Here is a 20,124-nt window from a genome sequence, read left to right on the forward strand (position 1 = left end):
CATGTGTACATTTTGTTTTTGCAGCACAGAAAACAAAACGTATACCTGCTCTACATGCGAATAACTGATCTTTCCCCATGATAAACTACCCCTCCAGCAAGCTCCCTGACATCAACACCACCATTTTCACCATTATGTCGGGGCTGGCAACCGAGCATCAGGCCATTAACCTCTCACAAGGATTTCCGGACTTTAACTGCCCCGAAGAACTAATTGAGCTCGTTACCAGGCACATGCGCGACGGCCATAACCAGTATGCCCCCATGCCTGGGGTAAAGCGGCTGCGGGAAAAAATCAGTGAAAAAACACAGCTTATGTATGATTATCAGCCAGACCCCGAGCGCGAGATAACGGTAACATCTGGTGCCACAGAGGCTTTGTTTGCCGCCATAGCCGCCGTAGTGAAAGCCGGAGACGAGGTGGTGGTGCTGGAGCCATGCTATGATGCCTATATACCGGCCATCCGGCTGGCGGGAGGCATCCCGATTCATGTGCCGCTGGTAGTGCCAGATTTTCATGTAGACTGGAACCTGGTAAAGAAACGCATCTCTTCCCGTACACGTGCCATCATTATCAACACGCCGCATAACCCAACCGGTGCCGTTATGACGCACCAGGACATGGAAACGCTGGCCAGCATTATCGACAGCACCGATATACTGGTGATCAGCGATGAGGTGTACGAGCACATGGTGTTTGATGGAGACACCCACAGCAGTGTATTGCGGCACCCCTCACTGCGCACGCGCAGCATGGTGATCTCCTCTTTTGGCAAAACCTACCACACCACCGGCTGGAAAATAGGCTATGCCATTGCGCCGCCTGCCCTTACCACCGAGCTGCGCAAGATGCACCAGTTCCTCACCTTCAGCACCGTTACCCCCATGCAGCTGGCCATTGCCGATTACCTGGATAACGACACCCATTACCGCACGCTACCCCATTTCTACCAGGCCAAGCGCGACCTGTTCTGCCAGTTGCTGGAGCCATCCCGGTTTCAGGTGTTGCCATCGTCCGGCACCTACTTTCAGCTCGCCCGGTACGATGCCATCTCGCAGGAGCACGACCTGGACTTTGCCAAGCGGCTTACCCGGGAAATAGGCGTGGCCTCTATTCCGGTGTCGGTGTTTTACCACGACAAAACCGACAACAATTTCCTGCGCTTCTGCTTCGCAAAATCTGAAGACACCCTGCGCCAGGCTGCCGAACGACTCGTGGAGCTGTAGCTACGCTTTTTCAGGCGCAGCACCAGCCCAAAAAAAGCCTCTCCTTCTGGCAGAAAGAGAGGCTTTTAACACTTAATTTTCTCAGCTGTTACTCGTTGGCCGGCTTACCGATAGTTGCCAGAATGCCACCATCCACATACAGTATCTGGCCATTCACGAAGTTGCTTGCCTGCGAAGCCAGGAATACGATGGCGCCGCCCAATTCTTCTGGCTCTCCCCACTTACCTGCAGGCGTGCGGTTATTAATAAAGTCGAAGAACGGGTTGCCGTCTACCCGAATTGGAGCCGTTTGGGAGGTGGCAAAATAGCCGGGCCCCAGGCCGTTTACCTGAATATTGAACTTGGCCCATTCCGTGGCCATGTTCTTGGTCAGCATTTTGAGTCCGCCCTTGGCTGCGGCGTAAGCGCCAACGTTCTGGCGGCCCAGCTCGCTCATCATGGAGCAGATGTTGATCACTTTTCCCTGGCCGCGCCCGATCATGCCTTTAATAACCGCCTGCGTTACAATGAATGGCGAAGTAAGGTCTACATCAATTACCTCTTTCCACTCCTCCAACGGCATATCTACCAGCGGAATGCGCTTAATAATACCAGCATTGTTAACCAGAATATCGATCGGGCCCACCTCCTGCTCTATGGTGGCCACCAGTTGCACTACCTGCTGCTGGTCCGTAACATTGCAGCGGTAGCCGTAGGCTTTAATGCCGGCAGCCTTGTAGGCCTCTACCGCCTTGTCTATTTTCTCCTGCGAGGAGTTGCCGTTTACGACAACAGTGGCACCTGCTTCGCCAAGCGCCATGGCCATAGCCATGCCTAAACCGTGGGTGCCGCCAGTTATCCAGGCCACCTTGCCGGTCAGGTCAAATTGCTTTAATATCATATTGTTGAGGTTTAATGGGTCAGAGTCTGTCCGAAGCTTCGCGGGCGAAACTCCGGACAGAGTAGTATGTTGTTTTGCAAAAAGCCTACACAGGCCTCATCAAACTTAATTTCAGGCCTGTACCTTTTTACCTGCTATCTTAACTCAGTGATCTTGCGGATGTCCATGTCGCCGTAGTCGAGGTTCTCGCCGGCCATGCCCCAGATAAAGGTGTAATTAGAAGTGCCTGAACCGGAGTGGATAGACCATGGCGGCGAAATGACCGCCTGCTCGTTTTGCATCCAGATGTGGCGCGTTTCGGTAGGCTCTCCCATAAAGTGGCACACCGACTGCTCTGCCGGCACATCAAAGTACAGGTATACTTCCATACGGCGATCGTGCGAGTGGGCTGGCATGGTGTTCCAAACGCTTCCGGTCTTCAGCTCCGTCATGCCCATTTGCACCTGGCAGGTTTCTATAACGCCTGCTACCAACAGCTTGGTAATGGTTCGGGCATTGGCGGTTTCGAGGCTTCCGAGCTCCACAACCTCTGCCTGCTCGCGGGTAACTTTTTTAGAAGGGTAGGCATGGTGTGCCGGAGCTGAGTTGATATAGAACTTGGCGGGGTTCCCTGAATCGGCGCTTGAGAACGTTACGTCTTTGGTGCCTCTGCCCAGGTACAGGGCCTCCTTGTTCTGAAGCTCAAATCTCTGCCCGTCGGCCTCTACCGTACCGGCGCCCCCTACGTTTATGATGCCCATCTCTCTTCTTTCCAGAAAGAACTCAGCCTTCAGCGGATCTATCGTTTCCAGCTTTACGCTCTTGCTTACGGGCATGGTACCTCCAGCCATGTAACGGTCGTAATGAGTATAGGTCAGCTGAATCTGATCAGCTGCGAAAACGGTTTCAATCAGGAAATTTTTTCTCAGCGCTTCTGTGTCCATCTGCTTGGTTTCCTGCGGACTTACGGCATAGCGCACATCAAATTGCATACTCATATTTATATATTTTTGGAGTGAAGCCTGCACAACCAGATGCAGGACAAAATAAAATCTTAATTCTTACCTGTAAAAACTAAAGGTTACTTGCACTGCTTACCAGTTCAAACAGCCTTATGTTAATCTAATAAAGTATACTTATTCCTATAAGCATATCAAATTTAACCATTTTAAATGTTCTTCCCATGTAGTTTGCCGGTTTTCAGCATTTACTCTAACCATCTCCTTACAAAAGCCTATTTCCAGTGCTTTTCAGGCAGCAGTTGCCAGTTAAAAATTCAAATTACAGCCTGCTGGAGCGCCTTATTACCAATTCGATAGGCGTGATAAGGGAGATATGGTTCTGGCTGTGATTAGTTTTCTGCTCCAGCAGCTCCAACATCAGCGTGGCTGCCTGCACCCCCACTTCGTAGGGGAACTGCTCTACCGAGGTTATGGGCGGCTCAATAATTTCGGTGCGAGAGTCGTTGGAGTAGCCGGTCACCTTTAGCTGTTGGGGAACAGAAATTCCTTTTGCCTTGGCGCACTGCACGACCGCTACAGCAGTAGTGTCGTTACCCGCAAAAACAGCATCCGGCAAACCACCTTCTGCAAAAAGCGCCTTGCAGGTCAGCTGCGCGTTCTTCTTGTTCAGTTCGTGGCAAAACATCAGGCTCTCGTCGGGCGTCATGTCAAACTCCCGAAGCGCCTCCTGGTAGCCCTCATACCGGTCGCGGTACAGCTTGCAGCTTAAGGGGCCCGTGATATAGGCAATCTTCCTGGCCCCTTGTTCGAGCAGGTGGCGCGTGGTCTGGTAACCGCCCTGGTAATCGTCGCCCTGAATTTTGTGAGCCGGGTAATTGTGCGGCACCCGGTCATAAAAAACCAGCGGTATATTGGCTCTGTTAAAAATATCGAAATGCGAAAAGTCTTCGGTATATAGTGTAGACGACACGATCAGGCCATCCACACGCGAGGCGTACATTACGCCCACCAGTTCTTTCTCGATGGCAGGCGAGTCGTTAGACTGGCACACCATCAGGTTGTAGCCGTACTCGTGCAGCTTGTGCTGAATGGCCGTGATAACAGTAGACTGGAAGTACATGGTGATGCGGGGCGCGATCAGGCCGATCATGTTGGACCTGCTATTGCGGAGGCTGGCAGCCAGCGCGTTGTGGCGGTAATCCAGCTTTTCGACAGCCTCCCGCACCCGTTGCTTGGTACTCTGGCTGATGTGCGGGTGGTCGTTCAGGGCACGCGACACAGTGGAGATAGAAAGGCCAAGGGTGGCGGCAATATCCTTTATCGTGTGCTGAACTTGTTTCTTCATGGATAATTCCTGCAATCGTTTGCAAAGAAAGTAAATCTACCTAACTTTAGTCAAAGTTCAACCTTAAACGGTCAAAATTTAAGTACACCCCTAACAGAATAAAAGCATATGAGAGAAGGGAAAGTTCTCATTTTTGGTGAGTTGTTGTGGCGCCTGGCTTCCGTAGACAAAAGCCTGGAATCTGCAGATAACCTATTACAGATTTATCCGGGCGGAGCTGAAGCGAATGTGGCCGCCTCCCTGGGCCTTTGGGACATCCCCTGCTCCTACCTTACCTGCGTGCCCGAAAACGAACTCTCGGCCAAGGCGCTGGAGGAACTGGAGCGGCGTGGCGTAAAAACCGACCTGGTACTGAAGCAGGGCGACCGCGTGGGACTTTACTTTTTATTGTCGGCCAATGGCCTGAGCACCGGCCAGGTGGTGTACGACCGCAAATACTCTTCTTTCAGCCAGCTCACGCCCGGCAGCATCGACTGGGAAAGCATCCTGAAAGATTTCTCGTGGTTCCATTGGAGCGCCATTACCCCGGCCCTGAACGAGAACGTAGCCACTATCTGCAAAGAGGCGCTGGTAGCAGCCAAAAAACTGGGGCTGACTGTATCGGTAGACCTGAACTACCGCAACCGCCTCTGGACCTACGGCAAAACCCCGCTCGAGGTAATGCCGGAGCTGGTGCAGTACTGCGATGTGGTCATGGGCAACATCTGGGCAGCTAATGTGATGCTGGGCACTCCGATAGCCGAAGGCCTGCACCGTGAAACCAGTCAGGAGGAATACCTGCAGCATGCAGAGCAATCGGCCAGGGCTATTATGCAGGCTTTTCCGGCGTGCAAGCATGTGGCCTTCACGTTCCGGTTTATGGACAGCCCGAACCACAACCTCTTCTACGGCACTTACTACAACGGGCAGCAGCAATACGTATCGCATGTGTACGAAACCCAGGAAGTAGTGGACCGGATCGGCAGCGGCGACGCGTTCATGGCCGGCCTCATCTACAGCCTGCACGGGCAACTGGAAGGGCAGGATGTCGTTGATTTCGCTACCGCCTCGGCCTACCAGAAGCTTTTCGTTTCCGGCGACTTCGGAAACCACTCCTTATCGCATATCAAACAACATATTATCCATTAGATTCTAGATGTTAGATATTAGATGCTAGATTTTTACAGTTTCACTCATTGCCATGTTAAAGCAAAGTAGCCTCCATTTTATGGATTCTTCCTTTGGAGATGCTACAAGATCATTTGTGACTTTTATCATCTGAGTATTTTAAGAAAAGTCTAACATCTAATATCTAACATCTAACATCTTAAAAAAAGAAAATGGCAACAGATAAAAACCAGGTATTAGATACCATCAAAACATCACCGGTTATTCCCGTATTTTTCAACGCTGACCCTGAAGTTTGCAAGGCCGTGCTGGCAGCTTGCTACGAAGGCGGCATGCGGGTATTTGAGTTTACCAACCGCGGCGAGCAGGCGCTTGCCAACTTTAAGGTGCTGGTAGAAACAGCCAAAGCGCAGTACCCGGGCATGAAGCTGGGCATCGGCACGATTAAGGACAGCGAAACAGCCACCAAGTTTATAGAGGCCGGCGCCGACTTTATCGTGAGCCCGATCATGAACGCCGACATTGCCAAAACGGTGCACGCGCAGGGGCTGCTCTGGATACCTGGCTGCATGACGCCAACCGAGATCGACCAGGCCGAGAAAGCCGGGGCAAGCCTCGTGAAACTGTTTCCGGGCAACGTACTGGGCAGCGGCTTCCTGAAAGCCATTAAAGAACTGTTCCCGAAGCTGCTCTTTATGCCAACCGGCGGCGTGGCACCAACCAAAGAAAGCCTCGATGAGTGGTTCAGTGCCGGCGTAACTGCCACTGGCCTGGGCTCCAAATTGTTCGAGAAACCAGCAGATGCCGGCGATGGCTATGAGTGGCTAAGCAAACGCGCCGCAAATATGCTGGAGATGGTGAAGAAGTAGCAGCAGCAGATAATTTATAGCCCGGAAGGCCCATTTTCATTAGAATAATTCTATGGAATGGGCCTTTTGGTATTTCAGGCTAAATCCTTAGCGCACCCCGGAACGCCCTGGCACTGTAGTACGATTGGGCGCCGTTGTGATACAGGAAAACAGTGTCGTAGCGGCGATCGCAGAAGAGGGCGCCACCAAGTTTCCGGATAGCGGCAGGTGTTTTTACCCAGCTCGATGTTTTCAAATCGAAGTTTCCGAGTTTCTGCAGTTCCCGATACTGTTCTTCTGTTAGTAGTTCGATGCCCATGGCAGCCGCCATATCAACAGCGTTGTTCTCCGGCCTATGTTCTTTTCTCGATTCCATTCCCTCGCGGTCGTAACAAACACTTCTGCGTCCTTTAGGGCTTTCCGCTGAACAGTCGTAAAAGATGTACTCGCCCGACTTGTTATCCTGCCCGACAACATCCGGCTCTCCTCCTGTATTTTCCATTTCATGGAGCGACCACAGTTTTTCAGGATTTGCCTCCAGCTTTGCCTGTACGTTCGTCCATACAAGGCCTTCGTGGCGGCTCATGTTTTTCTCAAAACGGGCTTTCAGTATGCTGAACAGTTTTTCTCGTTGCGCTGGAGACGTGTCCTTATGGCTTTGTTTTGTCATACGATGTGTTTGTTTATGAGTGGTAGGATTGAGGCGGCGCTGCCCTCTGCAGGTTCCAAGATCAAACTATTCGCCAGCAGCTTTCGAGCCGGACCTGGTCCTCCTGAAACTTATTTGTCTTGTCCTGCGGTGATTACAATCAGTGTGCAAGGCCGTCGGCAGAAGGCGGATGGTTATATCTCGGTGGCGTTAGTGCTTTTAATCGTCAGGCATCTTCCAGCCGATTTCCTTCATAATTTGGTCAAATGAGTATGCACCGATTTTAATTACGATGCCTTTGTTATTTATGTAGCCATGCTTTTCGCATCCAATGGAATAATGCTGGCAATCTGTCTCTTTTGCATGTTCGTCCCAGGGAACTTCCTTACATAGCTGTCCAATTATGGCTTTGTTTTTATAGAAGGAAGTTACCATGTCGAACCGGGGATGTATGATGGTTTCCCCTCTTTCATTTGCAAAACCAATTTTGGCATTTTCGTCTACAATTCTAATCTTATTTTCTATCAAATAGTCAGGGCTTGGTTCTCCCTGGCTGGTATTATATACTTTAAACAATTCGTTTTCATGTGCGTCAATAGCGGTCCAACCGGAACTCCCTTTTTTCCCAAATACTGCAAAATAGACATATTGGTCGTTATTGAATGACAGGTAATACTTTGCGGTGTCCAATTGCCTGATTATTTTTCCTTCTTCGTCAACCAGCGTATAAATTTCTCTCCAGGTTCCAGTTTCTTTTACTTCAACTCTGAATTTCTTTTGTCCATAAGAACAGTTCCAAAACAGAAGCAAGAATGTAATTGCCATTATTTGGCTTTTTCGCATGGTTTCTTAGTATTAACGCTAACGGTTTTGCTATGATGCGCTCATGCATTATAGCTGGTGTTGTAAGGTGCCATTCTTAACTTATGTATAATACTCACCGTCCCAAGGCTCCTGAAAAGAGATTGTTGAGCTTGGTTGTAGGTCGATTGATTCTGCTTCTTCATTAGGGATTAAGCCAAACTTTATTCCTTCTATCTCAGTTTCAAACAGTTCTACTTCTATGTCACAGTATTCAACAGCTCCGAGCGATTGCACTAACTCTTCCAGTTTATCAGATGTGTTAAAAGTGTCAGTCTTGTCTTTAGATGACCAATACTTTACTTCTCTAAATTTGCCTTTATTGTCAAACAAGTACAGAACGGCAAATTCAATCCTATGCTTTTCACGTTCTTCTGGTGGCGATTCCCAATATGATTGCAGAAAAGCGAAGGTTTCATACCCAAAGAATCGTCTACCATCTCCGCATTTACCTAAATAATGTGTGTGGTAGTCTTCCATCCTCTGAATCGGAAGCTTTGAAGGAAACTTAGATTTCGTAAAAATATTTAGCATTTCTATTTCTTTGAGGTTTCTTACAACGGTAGTATAACAGTAATAATTACGTATACCCGCAAAACGGTGGTTGGCTAAACGTAATACCATTACCGAATATACTATATAACCAAATTAAAATACCATCCTTCGCAAATTATTCTAATCAAAAAGCCCCTCCGGAGCACTTTGCTGCTCCTGCTGCTGACCAGTTGCCTGACCAACCCGTCTGAATCTTTATAGAAGCCGCCCACTCTAAGGATTCCCAGGAGAAAAAAATTCGAGATGTCTTTTGCCAAAGGCTTTGCTCTCACAGGAAGCTAAAAGGGAGAAAAACACATAGTAACCTTTTTAGCCCTTGGCACATTAAAAAGCTGCTGCTCTGCAAGAAACCTGTTCCTGCAGGCAACTTTTATGAGGCGCTGCCATATAGCATTTATACACGCAATAATTTTATGAAGCCACTACAGATAGTTTGCCTGCTGATTTTGCTTCTCCTCTCTTCTGCCTGCAGCAACACTTCTACCACAGACGAGAGAACAGCAGCAGACCACAGCCTGCCGGCAGATGTGATCAGCATCACCAAACCTCTGGTTGGCGGACAACTTTACGACGAAGCCAGCTTTGAAGGCGCCACACTTACCAGCTTCGATAACGCACAGGACCTGCAGATACTCGATACATCGGATGTGATTTTCACGAAAGTACGTGTCCGGAAAGAAGAAAAAGTTTACGTTGGCTTTATACCAAAAGCCATTCTGCCTGAGTAGCAGCAGGAGCAGCAGAGGCTCCGGAGGGGCTTTTTCATTAGAATAATTTACAAGCTACTACCCAACTGATGTTACGCAAATTAAATCCTTGGCAATTTTATAGCACAGGCGGCTGAGGCATATGCTGCTGTCATGTAAATCCTGTTGAACAGCAGCAAAGACCTCGCAGCGTGCGCAGCTCCTGCGAGTGCCTGAGGGAACAGCAGCAGCTCTCCCAAAGCGAGGTTTGTGCCAGACCAGATTATTTAAATGAAAATGGCCCTCCGGAGCCTCTGCTGCTGCTGCTGCGTAAAATCAGTACCTAAGTCAAAACCAGGTTTACAAACCTGTTGAGTAAAAACAACACAGAGCGTTCAAAAAATAAACCCGCCCAGGCATTACACCTGAGCGGGTTCCAGAATTACTTACCGATACACAGCCGGGCCAAATCCAAGATCAGGAAAACAGCACCAGCCTATCATCCATAATTTTTTATTTTTAATCCGGCGAAGCCTTAATTGTTGCTGCGTGGTCGCTGCCCCTGCCCGTTGCGCATACGCTGCTGGCGCTCGGCTACCATCACATCAAATTTTTTGGCCTGCTCCTCCGTCAGTACAGCCCTGACCTCTGCCTGGGTTTTAGTCATCAACTCGCGGCGCTTTGTCATCATTTCCTCGCGGTTGGCATTCTGGTTGCGCAGGGCTTGCTGCTGTGCTCCGGTGCTGGCATAAATGGCTTCCAGTTTAGTCACCTGCTCATCTGTCAGGTTCAGTTGCTCCTTATACTCCTTCAGCATCTGGGCATGTCGCTCCTGCATGCTTTGCCGCTGCCCCTGCTGTGCCGCAGCACCAAACGACAGAAAAAGGCCTAAACAAATCATCAGGATGCGGGTAAGGGTGGTCAATCTTTTCATGGCTCTTGTATTTTATGAACATTTATTCTTTGACAAAGCAACTGCCAAAGGGTTTAAGCCACCTGAAAAAAATTCATAAAAACAAAAAAGCGGCCTTCCTGTTTCCAGAGAGCCGCCTGCTGCCGATGTGTTATGTTAGCTAAAAACTACGCTAGCTAAAATCTAATATCTAGTACCTCATTTTATCACCACCCGCCGGATAGCGCTGAAATTGTCGGTTTCCAGTTTTACGTAGTAGAGGCCTTTGGCAAACCTGGTCAGGTTGATGGTTGTAGAAAACTGTGCATTTGTTCTGGTGAGCACCTCCCGGTGAATTTCGTTGCCGATTACGTTCATCACGCGCAGTTCGGCATGCTTTGCCTCCGCATTGGGCAACGACACAGTGAAAACCCCGGCATTAGGATTCGGGTATATAGCTATCTCCTGCTCCTCCTGTTGTACCTCCTCCTGCACTTTCTCTTTGTCGGGTTGCACCACAGGACCGGGCACAGAACTCCGGGCCTGCGCTTGAGCCACAAGCACAGCTAAGGTTAAAAAGAAGGTTAGTATAATTTGCTTCATGGATAGTTCAGATCAATATGCGTATTAATATAGGTCTATTTGTATTAAAACGCTTCAATTTAAATTAAGTTATTGTATTTTACCATATAAATCAAATCGATTTTCATAAATTTTTGTAGCTATATTGTATTAAATTCATAATATTCCTTTTCAAAAAAATATTTGGAAGATATCGTTATTATAGGAGGAGGATTAGCCGGGCTGATCAGCAGCATCGGGCTTGCCAGACAGGGGCTCGCAGTAACGCTGGTCGAAAAAAAAGCCTATCCTTTCCACCGTGTTTGCGGCGAATATGTCTCGAACGAAGTGCTGCCTTACCTGGCTGCGCTTGGCGCTGACCCGGCTCCCCTGCAGCCCGTCCGCATCAGCCGGTTTCTGCTCAGCTCCCCCTCTGGAAGAACGCTGGAGGCGAATCTGGACCTCGGGGGCTGGGGGCTGAGCCGCTATACCCTCGACCATTTTCTGTACCAGGTGGCGCTGCAGCAGGGCGTCCGGTTCCACACCCGCAGGCAGGCAGAAAAGGTCACCTTCTCCCACGACGCCTTTACGATACAGCTGGCAGACGGGCTCACCCTGCAGGCGCCGGTGGTGCTGGGAGCCTACGGCAAACGCGCCTCTCTCGACCGCAATCTCAACAGGCCATTCTTCCGTCAGCGCTCGCCCTACATCGGAGTAAAGTACCATGTGCGCCTGCCGCTCCCCAAAGACCAGATCGCTTTGCACAATTTTAAGGATGGCTACGCCGGCATATCTGCCGTAGAGAACGACCGCTACTGCTTCTGCTACCTCACCACCCGCCAGAACCTCCGCACCCACGGCACCATTCCGGCCATGGAAAAAGCCGTGCTGCACCAGAACCCGCACCTGCGACGCATTTTTCAGGAAGCCGAGTTTTTATATGCGCAGCCGGAAGTGATCAACGAGGTGAGTTTCGCTACCAAGAGCTGCCTGGAAGACCACATGCTTATGTGCGGCGACGCGGCAGGCATGATCGCGCCGCTTTGCGGCAACGGCATGGCGATGGCCATACACTCCGGCAAACTGGCCACAGAGCAGGTGCTGACGTACTTTACAAACGGGCGCAACCGGGAGCAGCTGGAGCAGGGGTATTCCAAAGCCTGGAAAAACCAGTTTGCCACCAGGTTGCAGATCGGGCGGGCGGTGCAGCGGCTTTTTGGCCACCCGGTGCTCACCGAGCTGGCTGTCGGCGCTCTGAAACAGCTGCCTTCCGCCGTGCAGCTTCTGATGCGCCAAACCCACGGACAACCTTTTTGAGCACAGATTGTTTGTGTAGAATACATCTAACACAAGCCTTAATCCGTAGGTAATGTTCATCCTTATAAGCGTGTTTCCTGCCCTGTAATGTCTCGCCGGGCCTGTGGTGTAAGAGGGGCAATTAACCAGAAACAACAAAGCATGAAAAGCTACATATGTGCCATTGGCACGGCTAACCCGCCACATATGATCCCACAGATGCAGGTCGCAGACTTCATGGCCGCTGCCCTTCAGTTTGATGAGCCGCAGACCCGCAAGCTGAAAGCACTGTATCGGGTTTCTGGCATCGGCCGGCGCTATACCGTGCTGGAAGACTATACCCGCGCAAACGGAGAATTCACCTTTTACCCCAACACCCCCGACCTGGAGCCTTTCCCGACGGTGCAGCAGCGCATGGAGGTGTACCGGCAGCACGCCGTAACCTTGTCTGAGGCAGCCGTCCGGAACTGCATCTTAGATGTTCCCAATTTTCAGCTGGCAGATATTACGCACCTGATCACGGTTAGCTGCACGGGCATGTACGCGCCCGGCCTCGACATTGAGTTGGTGGAGCGGCTGGCCTTGTCGCCAAACGTGCAGCGCACCGCCGTTAACTTTATGGGCTGCTATGCCGCCTTCAACGCCCTGAAACTGGCCGATGCTATTTGCAAGGCCGATGCTGGCGCCAACGTGTTGATGGTGTGCACCGAACTCTGCACCATCCACTTCCAGAAGAATGCTGCCCACGACCAATTGGTATCTAATGCGCTGTTTGGCGATGGCGCAGCGGCCGTGCTGCTGCAGGGGCGGCCCTGCACCCCAATGAGCCTGGAGCTGCAGTCGTTCCACTGCGACCTGGCACCAGCCGGCAAGCGCGACATGGCCTGGCACATCGGCGACACCGGCTTTGAGATGACACTGTCTTCGTACGTGCCCGACCTGATCAAGAGTGGCATCCGGCACCTGACGGAGCGGCTGCTGCTGGGGCTCAAAACTACTATCGCTGATATACGCCATTTTGCCATACACCCCGGCGGCCGCCGCATACTGGAGGTAATAGAGCAGGAACTCGGCATGCCGCGCCACCACAACCGCTTTGCCTACCAGGTGCTGCAGGATTTTGGCAACATGTCGTCGGCCACGGTGCTGTTTGTGCTGAAGTCGCTGATGGCCTCGCTTACGCTGGAGAACCGCGATGAGCCTGTGTTGAGCTTTGCCTTCGGCCCCGGCCTTACCCTGGAGTCTATGTTACTGAAAGTGCATTATGCTGCTTAAGGAAAGGACAAACAAGCCAGAGCTGATGGACGACCTCACCCTTTCTGGTGAGGACCTGCGCCGAAACCTGCAGGAGCTGGAAGCGATCAACCACTGGCTGGGTGGCCACAAAGTAGTACTGCACGCCCTGAACCAGCTGGTAGCAGACCGCAAGCAGCCACTCAGGCCGCTCCTCATTGCCGATATAGGCTGTGGCGGCGGCGACATGCTGCGGGCCATGGCCAGGTGGGCCAGGCGTAAGGGAGTAGCCGTAGAACTGACAGGCATAGACGCCAACGATTTTATGGTGCAGTATGCCCGCCAGCACAGCACCGCTTACCCCGAAATAAAGGTGGAGCTGCACGATGTGTTTTCCGACCGTTTTAGCCGGCAGCCTTACGATGTGATTGTCTGCAGCCTCTTCTGCCATCATTTCACCGATGCACAGCTGGTGCGGCTCTTTAGCCAGCTACACGCACAGGCGCAGGTGGCCGTCATTGTAAACGACCTGCACCGGCACTGGCTGGCTTACTATTCTATAAAATGGATAACCGCCCTTTTCTCCAGATCTTACCTGGTCAAGAACGATGCGCCCCTATCGGTTTGGAGGGCTTTTAAAAGAGGGGAACTGCACCAGCTACTGCAGCAGGCCAATACGCCTAACTTTAAACTCAGCTGGATGTGGGCATTCCGGTGGCAGCTGATCCTGAGAAAGGACAGCATCTAAGGGCCGCCGTTTCCGTAAACATGCCTGCCCGTTTTCTGGTAATAAAGCAGCGGCGTGTAGTTAGCTGCAAAAAGCATTTTTCATTCCAACATAACCGCTATGAACAAAGGCACCATTCAATTCTGGCTTCTCTTTATCGTTTCCATCATCCTGTCGGTTATCGCCATTTCATTGTTCTTTAAGGCACTAAAACTGATAATTTACGTGATCCTGGTCATGGCCCTTGCCCCCATTATTTACCTGATCTTAAGGCTGCTCCTGCCACGCCGCAAAAGCGATACCGACAAGCTGAAGAAAAGAGAGTAAGTTAATGTGCTGATGGTTTAATGTGCTGATGTGCTAATTGCTGAAAGGTTAAATGGCTTAAATGTTAAATGGTTGGTTTGGGGATAAGACATTTTAAAGATGCTTCTGACTGATTAAGAACGTGTGGAATCAACAAAGGCGGTCAATACGATGTTGAAATATTCTGCACATTCTCAAATTCTGGGTATTCTGATTCAGACAAAAAAAAACGGAACAGCTACAATCTGGAAGAGCAGCAGCAGGAGCAGCAGGAGCAGCAGAAGCATCCGGAGGGGCATTTTCATTGGAATAATTTGTAATGCAGCTGCTTTTATACCTGACCATGCCAGAACCTAAAAGAAAATGTGCTGTGCCAGCCGGAACGTGTTGGCATGGGCCTCTACAATATGGGCGATCTGCTTGGAATAGCCGCCTCCCATACTTACCGTTACCGGCAGCTTCTGTTTAGCGCACAGCTCCAGCACCAGCCGGTCGCGCTCTTTGCAGCCGGCTATGGTCATGCCCAGTTTGCCCAGCTTATCGGTTGCCAGCACATCTACCCCCGACTGAAAGAACACAAACTCCGGCTCCTGCTCCTGCAGCAGGCGGGGCAGCGTATTGTTCAGCATAGCCAAGTAAGCTTTGTCGTCGGTGCCGTCAGGCAGCGGAAGATCCAGGTCCGACTGCTCCTTGCGGTGCGGGTAATTGTTGCCGCCGTGCATGCTGAAGGTAAAAACCCGTGGCTCCTCCCGGAAAATCTCGGCCGTGCCGTTGCCCTGATGCACATCCAGGTCTACTACCAGAATTTTACCGATACCCTTGTGCCGGAGCAGGTAATTGGCTGCAATGGCTATGTCGTTTAGCAGGCAGAAACCTTCGCCCCTGTCGGTAAAGGCGTGGTGGGTACCGCCGGCAATATTCATCCCGATGCCAAACTCCAGCGCAAACAGTGCAGCCTGCACCGTTCCGTTCATGATCACGATCTCGCGGTTTATCAGTTCCTCAGAGTGCGGAAATCCTGTTTTCCTGATTTCGGACGGGGTGAGCTGCAGGTGGCGCAGCCGGTGCCAGTAGGCAGCATCGTGTGTGGCCGTTATAACTGCGTCTTCGAGCGGGGCCGGCGCAAACAGGTTCTGAGCGGTAATGGTGCCCTCGTAGAGCAGCTGCTCAGGCAGCAGGTCATACTTCTCCATCGGAAAACGATGGCCCTCGGGCAGGGAATGAGCAAATATATCGGACCAGGCAATTTTAAGCATATCACAAAGTAACAACAAAGCGGGAACAGAAGTTTTGAGGCGAGGCACAAAATCTTCTGTGGCTTTCCATATCACTTCTGTGGCTTTCCATATCAACCGGGCTGCCCCTTCTCCGGATCTGACCAATTAAGTCTGCAACTTTTTCTGAAGCGTATATAGGAACCTTACACTGCTGTTATTGAAAAAACTTTAAAATGTGGATAACTTTGTTAACATCCTATGTTTATCCACTATTGTTTGTTAAAAGCGTGTTAACAAATACAACTTTTCTTAACATTTTTTTCATAGATATAGTTATGACCAGCCTTTTAGCGACCAGTTACGTTTAAAAAAAACCGTGTCCTCACCAGGCATTTTGCACCCTTCCCGGGCAGGGCCAGGAGGCATTTTGTAACCCATCATATTCCTAAAGGAGTATATACTAAGAGTATTCTCACAAAAAGATACTTACTACACCTCCTAACCAACGGAACTATGAGAAAGACACTAACCACTTTTGCGATATTACTTACCCTAGTTTTTGCAGCCCACGCCCAGCAAGAAGATTATGGCGGACCAACTGGCATGCAACAGAACCACAATATTTTTGGTGGCGTAAACACACACAACTCCGGCTTCGGCATTAAGGGGGGCTTAAACTTTTCGCAGGTAAGAGGCAGCGACAAAGACCTGCTCGGAAGTGTAAGTGGTCATACCAGCTTCCATGCCGGCGTTTTTGCGCAATTTGCGCTGTCAGAGATGTTCTCTATTCAGCCCGAAGTGCTGTATTCGCGCAGAGGCTACGAGCGCAACGACTCTACTTTCCGGTTCGACTATCTGAACGTACCCATCCTGGCTGTTGTTAACGTAACAGACAACATCAGTTTTCATGCCGGCCCGCAGATCGGTATTTTGATGTCGGGAAAGGAAAGCGAACAAGAAATTGACCTGGCGCCTTACAATACCTTCGACTATGGCGCGGCAGTAGGTGCCGAGGCCAGAATAAGCCGGTTCAGACTGGGCGCGCGCTACTACCTGGGCCTTACTGACCTGCGCAAAGAAAACGATTTAGGCCAGAAAATTAACGAAGATATCAAGAACGGCGTTTTCCAGGTGTACCTGGGCATCGGCATTTAAGCGAATAAACGTATTACTAACCATGAGAGGCAAAAGCAGATGGGAAAAAGTCTACGGGCTTATGGCATGCATGCTCCTGGCGTTGCAGCTGGCGGCTTGCGACACAACCATAAAAACGGACGACGCAGAGGTAGGTGAGCCCCTGCAAAGCGCCAGGCCCTTTGCCTCATCTGAGCCGATGATTATAGACACAGCCCAAAGCCAGGTTACCTGGATCGGCTCCAAAATGACGGGCAGGCACAATGGCACTATCTGTATAGAAACCGGTGAGCTGCAGCTGCTACAGGGCAGGATCAGTGGTGGGCACATTGTGATTGACCTTACCAAACTGGTCTGCACCGACAAAAATATTAATGCAGAAAGCAGCAAGAAACTGGCCACCCACCTGAAATCGGCCGACTTCTTTGATGTAGAGAACCATCCTACAGCCACCTTCGAAATAGTGTCGGTGGCCCCATACGACAGCCTTTCCAGAAAAGAAGCGACACCACATACCCGGGCCAACTATAGCGAGCTTAAAATAAATAGTCCGACTCACACCATTACGGGCAACCTCACTATTAAGGGCACTGCCAGGAGCATCTCTTTTCCGGCAAAGGTTAGGCTGGAGAAGGACCAGCTGAGAGCCAAAGCAAATTTCAACATAGACCGCACCCAGTGGGGCCTGGTTTACCGCTCCGACGAATCGCTTGGTGACAAGACGATCTACTCCAGCGTCAACATCGGCTTCGATATTGTTGCCAGGCCCGCATCCGACGACTCGCTAGCAGAATCGGAGTAGCGGCAGCAGCACCTGCTCCTTCTCAGGACCGACTAACAAGAAACGGCTGCCCTTTGCAAGGCAGCCGTTTCACTTCGTCACAATACTACATGAGCTTAGCGCTCATGTTTCCCCTCGGCAAATTCTTCGATTATCTTCTTATTAAAGGCCGGAATATCGTTCGGGTTCCGACTCGTCACGATACCTTTGTCTACTACTACCTCCTGGTCTACCCATTCTGCACCGGCATTTTTCAGGTCGGTTTGCAGGCTTGGGTAACTTGTCATTTTCAGCCCTTTTACCTTACCCGTCTCGATCAGGGTCCAGGGGCCGTGGCAGATGGCGGCCACTGGTTTTCCGCTTGTCAGGAACTTGTCTACAAACGCAACGGCCTCCTTGTTTCCGCGCAGGTGGTCCGGGTTCATCACGCCGCCTGGCAGCAGCAAACCGTCGTAATCCTCTGCCCTGGCCTCCTTTATCTTTTTGTCTACTCTAAACTTATCGCCCCAGTCGGTGTGCTTCCAGGCTTTTACTTCCCCATCCTGTGGCGAAATGATGTGCGTTTCGGCGCCCGCACCTTCTAAGGCTTTCTGCGGATCGGTCAGTTCTACCTGCTCAAATCCATTATCTACTAATATCGCTATCTTTTTTCCAGCCAGTTGTGTAGCCATCTTTTATTTTATTTTTAAGGTTAAACATCAAAAGCAAGAGAATACAGGTTTCCAGTCACAGTACGCAGGACTTTTATTGGTTCAGGCACCTATATTACTACTGGTGCTCCTGCCCTCTGCGATAATTTAATGCAACGCTGTTTTCTTTTGTAGCTCTTTATAAACGAGAGGAATTCTTATTTGTTGAAAAAAGACTGCCTGGTAAAGGGAGAGGCATATTTCGCCTACATAAGGAGCGCATTCCTTAACATCAGCCTGAATTATTTGAATGAATTTGCCCCTCCGGAGCCTCTGCTGCTGCTTAATAAGAAGTTTGATGATAGACATTATGGAAGAGTCTTTATTCAGCGCCCCTTATCCTCAGGATTTCCGGGATCGTGCGGAACATAGTCGCTGGGTGTAGTCTCCGGCGAACCTCACTGCCAGAGCAGCGAAAAAAGCCGCAATACCAAATACAAGTGGTGAAATTGGCTGCTGCGAAGCAAAGGCAGGCGGGTTGAGCGTGAAGAGTTGATAACTTTTAAAACCTGCTTTGCCCGTTCATTTCCGAACCTGCTCATCTTTTTACCTCAAAGGTCTCGGATCTGAATCCGCACTGTACCGGAACACCCATTTCCCGGCTTGCATAATATTATCCACTTACACTGTTTGGAATTAGTCTAAATAACTTTAAATTTGGGCACAATATCATGCGCATCTGTACATATTGCAACCGATTCTTTAAGAACGCAAACCTATACCTATACCTCCTTAGTAAAACTGTGTATGAAAAAGAAACCTCTCTGGCGAAAACTAATTAACGACCTGCATCTGTGGCTGGGCATAGGTAGCGGCCTGGTGCTTTTTGTGGTGTGCCTGAGCGGCACCATCTACACCTTCCATACCGAGGTGGAGGAGCTGCTGGAGCCCGACAAATACAGTGTTGCCGTGCCCGCCAATGCTGTACCTATTGCTCCGGATGTGCTCATCGCCAGCCTGGAGCAGGAGCTGAAGGGCAAGGTTATATCGCTGGAGATTCCGCAGGATCCTGAGAAGCCGTATCGTGCCAGCGTGGCTGCTGCAACCGAAGGCGGCGGAGAAGGCAGGAAAAAGGAGGCAGGCGCTACAGCTAAAGGAGAACAGCACGGCAAACACGCCGAGGGCGCAGTCGCCGGCAAGGGAGGCAAAGCAGAGGCCAAAGGCCCTCCTGGCGGTGGCCGTGGCAAAACCTACCTGGTAGACCAGTATACTGGTGCGGTAAAAGGAACGCCGGAAGGCCCGGCCACGGAGTTTTTTAAATCGATGATGAAGCTGCACCGCTGGCTGCTCGTAGAAGCAGAGCCGGGCGCTATTAACCCGGGCAAAGTGATTGTGGGCACCTCCACCATCATCTTCACCTTTCTGCTGCTGTCGGGGCTGGTGCTGTGGTTCCCGGTAAAACTGAAGAACTGGAAGCAGGGCCTTAAAGTAAAAGCCAGCGGCAACTGGAAACGCACCAACCACGACCTGCACAACACGCTTGGCTTCTATTCTTTTCTGCTGCTGCTGGTTATGTCGCTTACTGGGCTATGCTGGTCGTTTGAGTGGTACAAAGATGGCCTGGGTGCCGTGCTTGGCGAGGAGATCTTTAAAGGCCGCCGCGAGAAGCCGCTGCCATCGGACCCTGCCACGGCCACGGCCAGCCGGCCCACTGTAGCCGATTACGTGCAGCAGGCTAACCTGCTGCTGCCTTACGAGGGCAACCTGCGCGTGGCACTACCTGCCGACTCGGCTGGCTCTGTGGTGGTAACTAAAAACAAGGCCGGCTTTTTTGCCCTCGCCGCCTCCGACAAGGTGCAGCTGAACCAGTACACCAACGAACCGCTAAAAGTAGAGAAGTTCTCCGACAAAGCCTTTAACGCACAGGTGGCCAGCCTGATAAAGCCGCTGCACGTGGGCGACATTTTCGGCACCTTCTCCAAAATCCTGTACTTTATTGCCTGCCTGGTAGCCACCTCACTCCCGGTAACCGGCACCATTATCTGGATCAATAAGCTTAGGAAAAAATCCGGGAAGAAAAGCGCGCCAAAAAGCAGAAGCATGGCGGCGTAGCACTGCGCCAACTAAATAACTGATGGTACGCAGCAGGAGCAGCAGAGCTCCTGGAGGGGTATTTTCATTAGAATAATTTGTTTTAGAACAAACCTCGCAGCGTGCGCAGCTCCGGAGGGGCTTTTTCATTCAAAACAT

General features: G+C 50.7%; 21 protein-coding genes. 11 read left to right on the forward strand and 10 right to left on the reverse strand.

The features are described 5' to 3' along the window. Positions 1–77: 77 nt before the first annotated feature. Positions 78–1,226 carry a methionine aminotransferase gene (locus FJM74_RS17785; RefSeq protein WP_187263992.1) on the forward strand — a complete coding sequence of 383 codons (1,149 nt, stop codon included), beginning with the start codon at positions 78–80 and terminating at the stop codon, positions 1,224–1,226. Positions 1,227–1,314: 88 nt separating this feature from the next. Here FJM74_RS17785 and FJM74_RS17790 read toward each other — a convergent pair whose 3' ends face one another. The 3 genes from FJM74_RS17790 to FJM74_RS17800 all read right to left on the reverse strand — a co-directional run bounded on the left by FJM74_RS17790 (position 1,315) and on the right by FJM74_RS17800 (position 4,392). Beyond that, entirely contained in the window at positions 1,315–2,106 is a 792-nt protein-coding gene (locus FJM74_RS17790; RefSeq protein ID WP_187263993.1) for a gluconate 5-dehydrogenase, read from the reverse strand. A 134-nt stretch (positions 2,107–2,240) separates the two neighbouring features. Next, complete coding sequence (kduI, locus tag FJM74_RS17795) at positions 2,241–3,083, reverse strand: 5-dehydro-4-deoxy-D-glucuronate isomerase (protein WP_187263994.1); 843 nt, start codon at positions 3,081–3,083, stop codon at positions 2,241–2,243. A 283-nt stretch (positions 3,084–3,366) separates the two neighbouring features. Then, positions 3,367–4,392, reverse strand: coding sequence for a LacI family DNA-binding transcriptional regulator (locus FJM74_RS17800; protein ID WP_187263995.1), 1,026 nt, complete (start codon positions 4,390–4,392; stop codon positions 3,367–3,369). Between the two features lie 108 nt (positions 4,393–4,500). Here FJM74_RS17800 and FJM74_RS17805 point away from each other — a divergent pair, with 108 nt between their 5' ends. Next, a complete protein-coding gene (locus tag FJM74_RS17805) occupies positions 4,501–5,520 on the forward strand; it encodes a sugar kinase (protein WP_187263996.1) in 1,020 nt (339 codons plus the stop codon). Positions 5,521–5,711: 191 nt separating this feature from the next. Beyond that, positions 5,712–6,368 (forward strand): beta/alpha barrel domain-containing protein, encoded by a 657-nt coding sequence (locus FJM74_RS17810; protein WP_187263997.1) that lies wholly within the window; start codon positions 5,712–5,714, stop codon positions 6,366–6,368. Positions 6,369–6,447: 79 nt separating this feature from the next. Here the strand turns inward: FJM74_RS17810 and FJM74_RS17815 are convergent, their stop codons facing one another. From FJM74_RS17815 to FJM74_RS17825, 3 genes are all read right to left on the reverse strand, one after another. Then, positions 6,448–7,017, reverse strand: coding sequence for a DUF4256 domain-containing protein (locus FJM74_RS17815; RefSeq protein ID WP_187263998.1), 570 nt, complete (start codon positions 7,015–7,017; stop codon positions 6,448–6,450). 198 nt (positions 7,018–7,215) lie between these two features. Then, the gene (locus tag FJM74_RS17820; RefSeq protein WP_187263999.1) at positions 7,216–7,839 is read right to left on the reverse strand and encodes a WG repeat-containing protein; all 624 of its coding nucleotides are present in this window, start codon (positions 7,837–7,839) and stop codon (positions 7,216–7,218) included. A gap of 81 nt (positions 7,840–7,920) precedes the next feature. After that, complete coding sequence (locus FJM74_RS17825; RefSeq protein WP_187264000.1) at positions 7,921–8,481, reverse strand: hypothetical protein; 561 nt, start codon at positions 8,479–8,481, stop codon at positions 7,921–7,923. 344 nt (positions 8,482–8,825) lie between these two features. On the opposite strand from FJM74_RS17825, the gene FJM74_RS17830 reads away from it, so the two are divergent. Further along, a complete protein-coding gene (locus tag FJM74_RS17830) occupies positions 8,826–9,140 on the forward strand; it encodes a hypothetical protein (RefSeq protein ID WP_187264001.1) in 315 nt (104 codons plus the stop codon). Between the two features lie 493 nt (positions 9,141–9,633). On the opposite strand, the gene FJM74_RS17835 is transcribed toward FJM74_RS17830, so the two are convergent. Together FJM74_RS17835 and FJM74_RS17840 are read right to left on the reverse strand one after the other, a co-directional pair. After that, on the reverse strand, positions 9,634–10,032 hold the full coding sequence (locus FJM74_RS17835) for a Spy/CpxP family protein refolding chaperone (RefSeq protein WP_187264002.1): 399 nt from the start codon (positions 10,030–10,032) through the stop codon (positions 9,634–9,636). A 177-nt stretch (positions 10,033–10,209) separates the two neighbouring features. Beyond that, positions 10,210–10,593 (reverse strand): T9SS type A sorting domain-containing protein, encoded by a 384-nt coding sequence (locus FJM74_RS17840; protein ID WP_187264003.1) that lies wholly within the window; start codon positions 10,591–10,593, stop codon positions 10,210–10,212. A 162-nt stretch (positions 10,594–10,755) separates the two neighbouring features. Between FJM74_RS17840 and FJM74_RS17845 the strand changes: the two genes are divergently transcribed. The 4 genes from FJM74_RS17845 (at position 10,756) to FJM74_RS17860 (ending at position 14,134) form a co-directional block, all read left to right on the forward strand. Beyond that, positions 10,756–11,868, forward strand: coding sequence for an NAD(P)/FAD-dependent oxidoreductase (locus FJM74_RS17845; protein WP_187264004.1), 1,113 nt, complete (start codon positions 10,756–10,758; stop codon positions 11,866–11,868). A gap of 141 nt (positions 11,869–12,009) precedes the next feature. After that, positions 12,010–13,122: a type III polyketide synthase gene (locus FJM74_RS17850; protein ID WP_187264005.1), complete on the forward strand. Its 1,113-nt coding sequence runs from the start codon at positions 12,010–12,012 to the stop codon at positions 13,120–13,122. Further along, a complete protein-coding gene (locus FJM74_RS17855) occupies positions 13,112–13,828 on the forward strand; it encodes a methyltransferase domain-containing protein (RefSeq protein ID WP_241739231.1) in 717 nt (238 codons plus the stop codon). The genes FJM74_RS17850 and FJM74_RS17855 overlap by 11 nt, the downstream gene beginning before the upstream one ends. A 99-nt stretch (positions 13,829–13,927) precedes the next feature. Then, positions 13,928–14,134, forward strand: coding sequence for a hypothetical protein (locus FJM74_RS17860; protein WP_187264006.1), 207 nt, complete (start codon positions 13,928–13,930; stop codon positions 14,132–14,134). A 332-nt stretch (positions 14,135–14,466) separates the two neighbouring features. Here FJM74_RS17860 and FJM74_RS17865 read toward each other — a convergent pair whose 3' ends face one another. Then, positions 14,467–15,369, reverse strand: coding sequence for a histone deacetylase family protein (locus FJM74_RS17865; protein ID WP_187264007.1), 903 nt, complete (start codon positions 15,367–15,369; stop codon positions 14,467–14,469). A 474-nt stretch (positions 15,370–15,843) separates the two neighbouring features. On the opposite strand from FJM74_RS17865, the gene FJM74_RS17870 reads away from it, so the two are divergent. Then, the gene (locus tag FJM74_RS17870) at positions 15,844–16,485 is read left to right on the forward strand and encodes a porin family protein (protein WP_187264008.1); all 642 of its coding nucleotides are present in this window, start codon (positions 15,844–15,846) and stop codon (positions 16,483–16,485) included. A 22-nt stretch (positions 16,486–16,507) separates the two neighbouring features. Continuing rightward, complete coding sequence (locus FJM74_RS17875; protein ID WP_187264009.1) at positions 16,508–17,266, forward strand: YceI family protein; 759 nt, start codon at positions 16,508–16,510, stop codon at positions 17,264–17,266. A gap of 95 nt (positions 17,267–17,361) precedes the next feature. On the opposite strand, the gene FJM74_RS17880 is transcribed toward FJM74_RS17875, so the two are convergent. After that, positions 17,362–17,916 (reverse strand): type 1 glutamine amidotransferase domain-containing protein, encoded by a 555-nt coding sequence (locus FJM74_RS17880; protein WP_187264010.1) that lies wholly within the window; start codon positions 17,914–17,916, stop codon positions 17,362–17,364. A gap of 765 nt (positions 17,917–18,681) precedes the next feature. Here FJM74_RS17880 and FJM74_RS17885 point away from each other — a divergent pair. Beyond that, positions 18,682–19,986 (forward strand): PepSY-associated TM helix domain-containing protein, encoded by a 1,305-nt coding sequence (locus tag FJM74_RS17885; RefSeq protein WP_187264011.1) that lies wholly within the window; start codon positions 18,682–18,684, stop codon positions 19,984–19,986. The last annotated feature ends 138 nt before the right edge of the window (positions 19,987–20,124 follow it).

It is taken from the genome of Pontibacter beigongshangensis (assembly GCF_014332515.1).
Taxonomy (GTDB): domain Bacteria; phylum Bacteroidota; class Bacteroidia; order Cytophagales; family Hymenobacteraceae; genus Pontibacter; species Pontibacter beigongshangensis.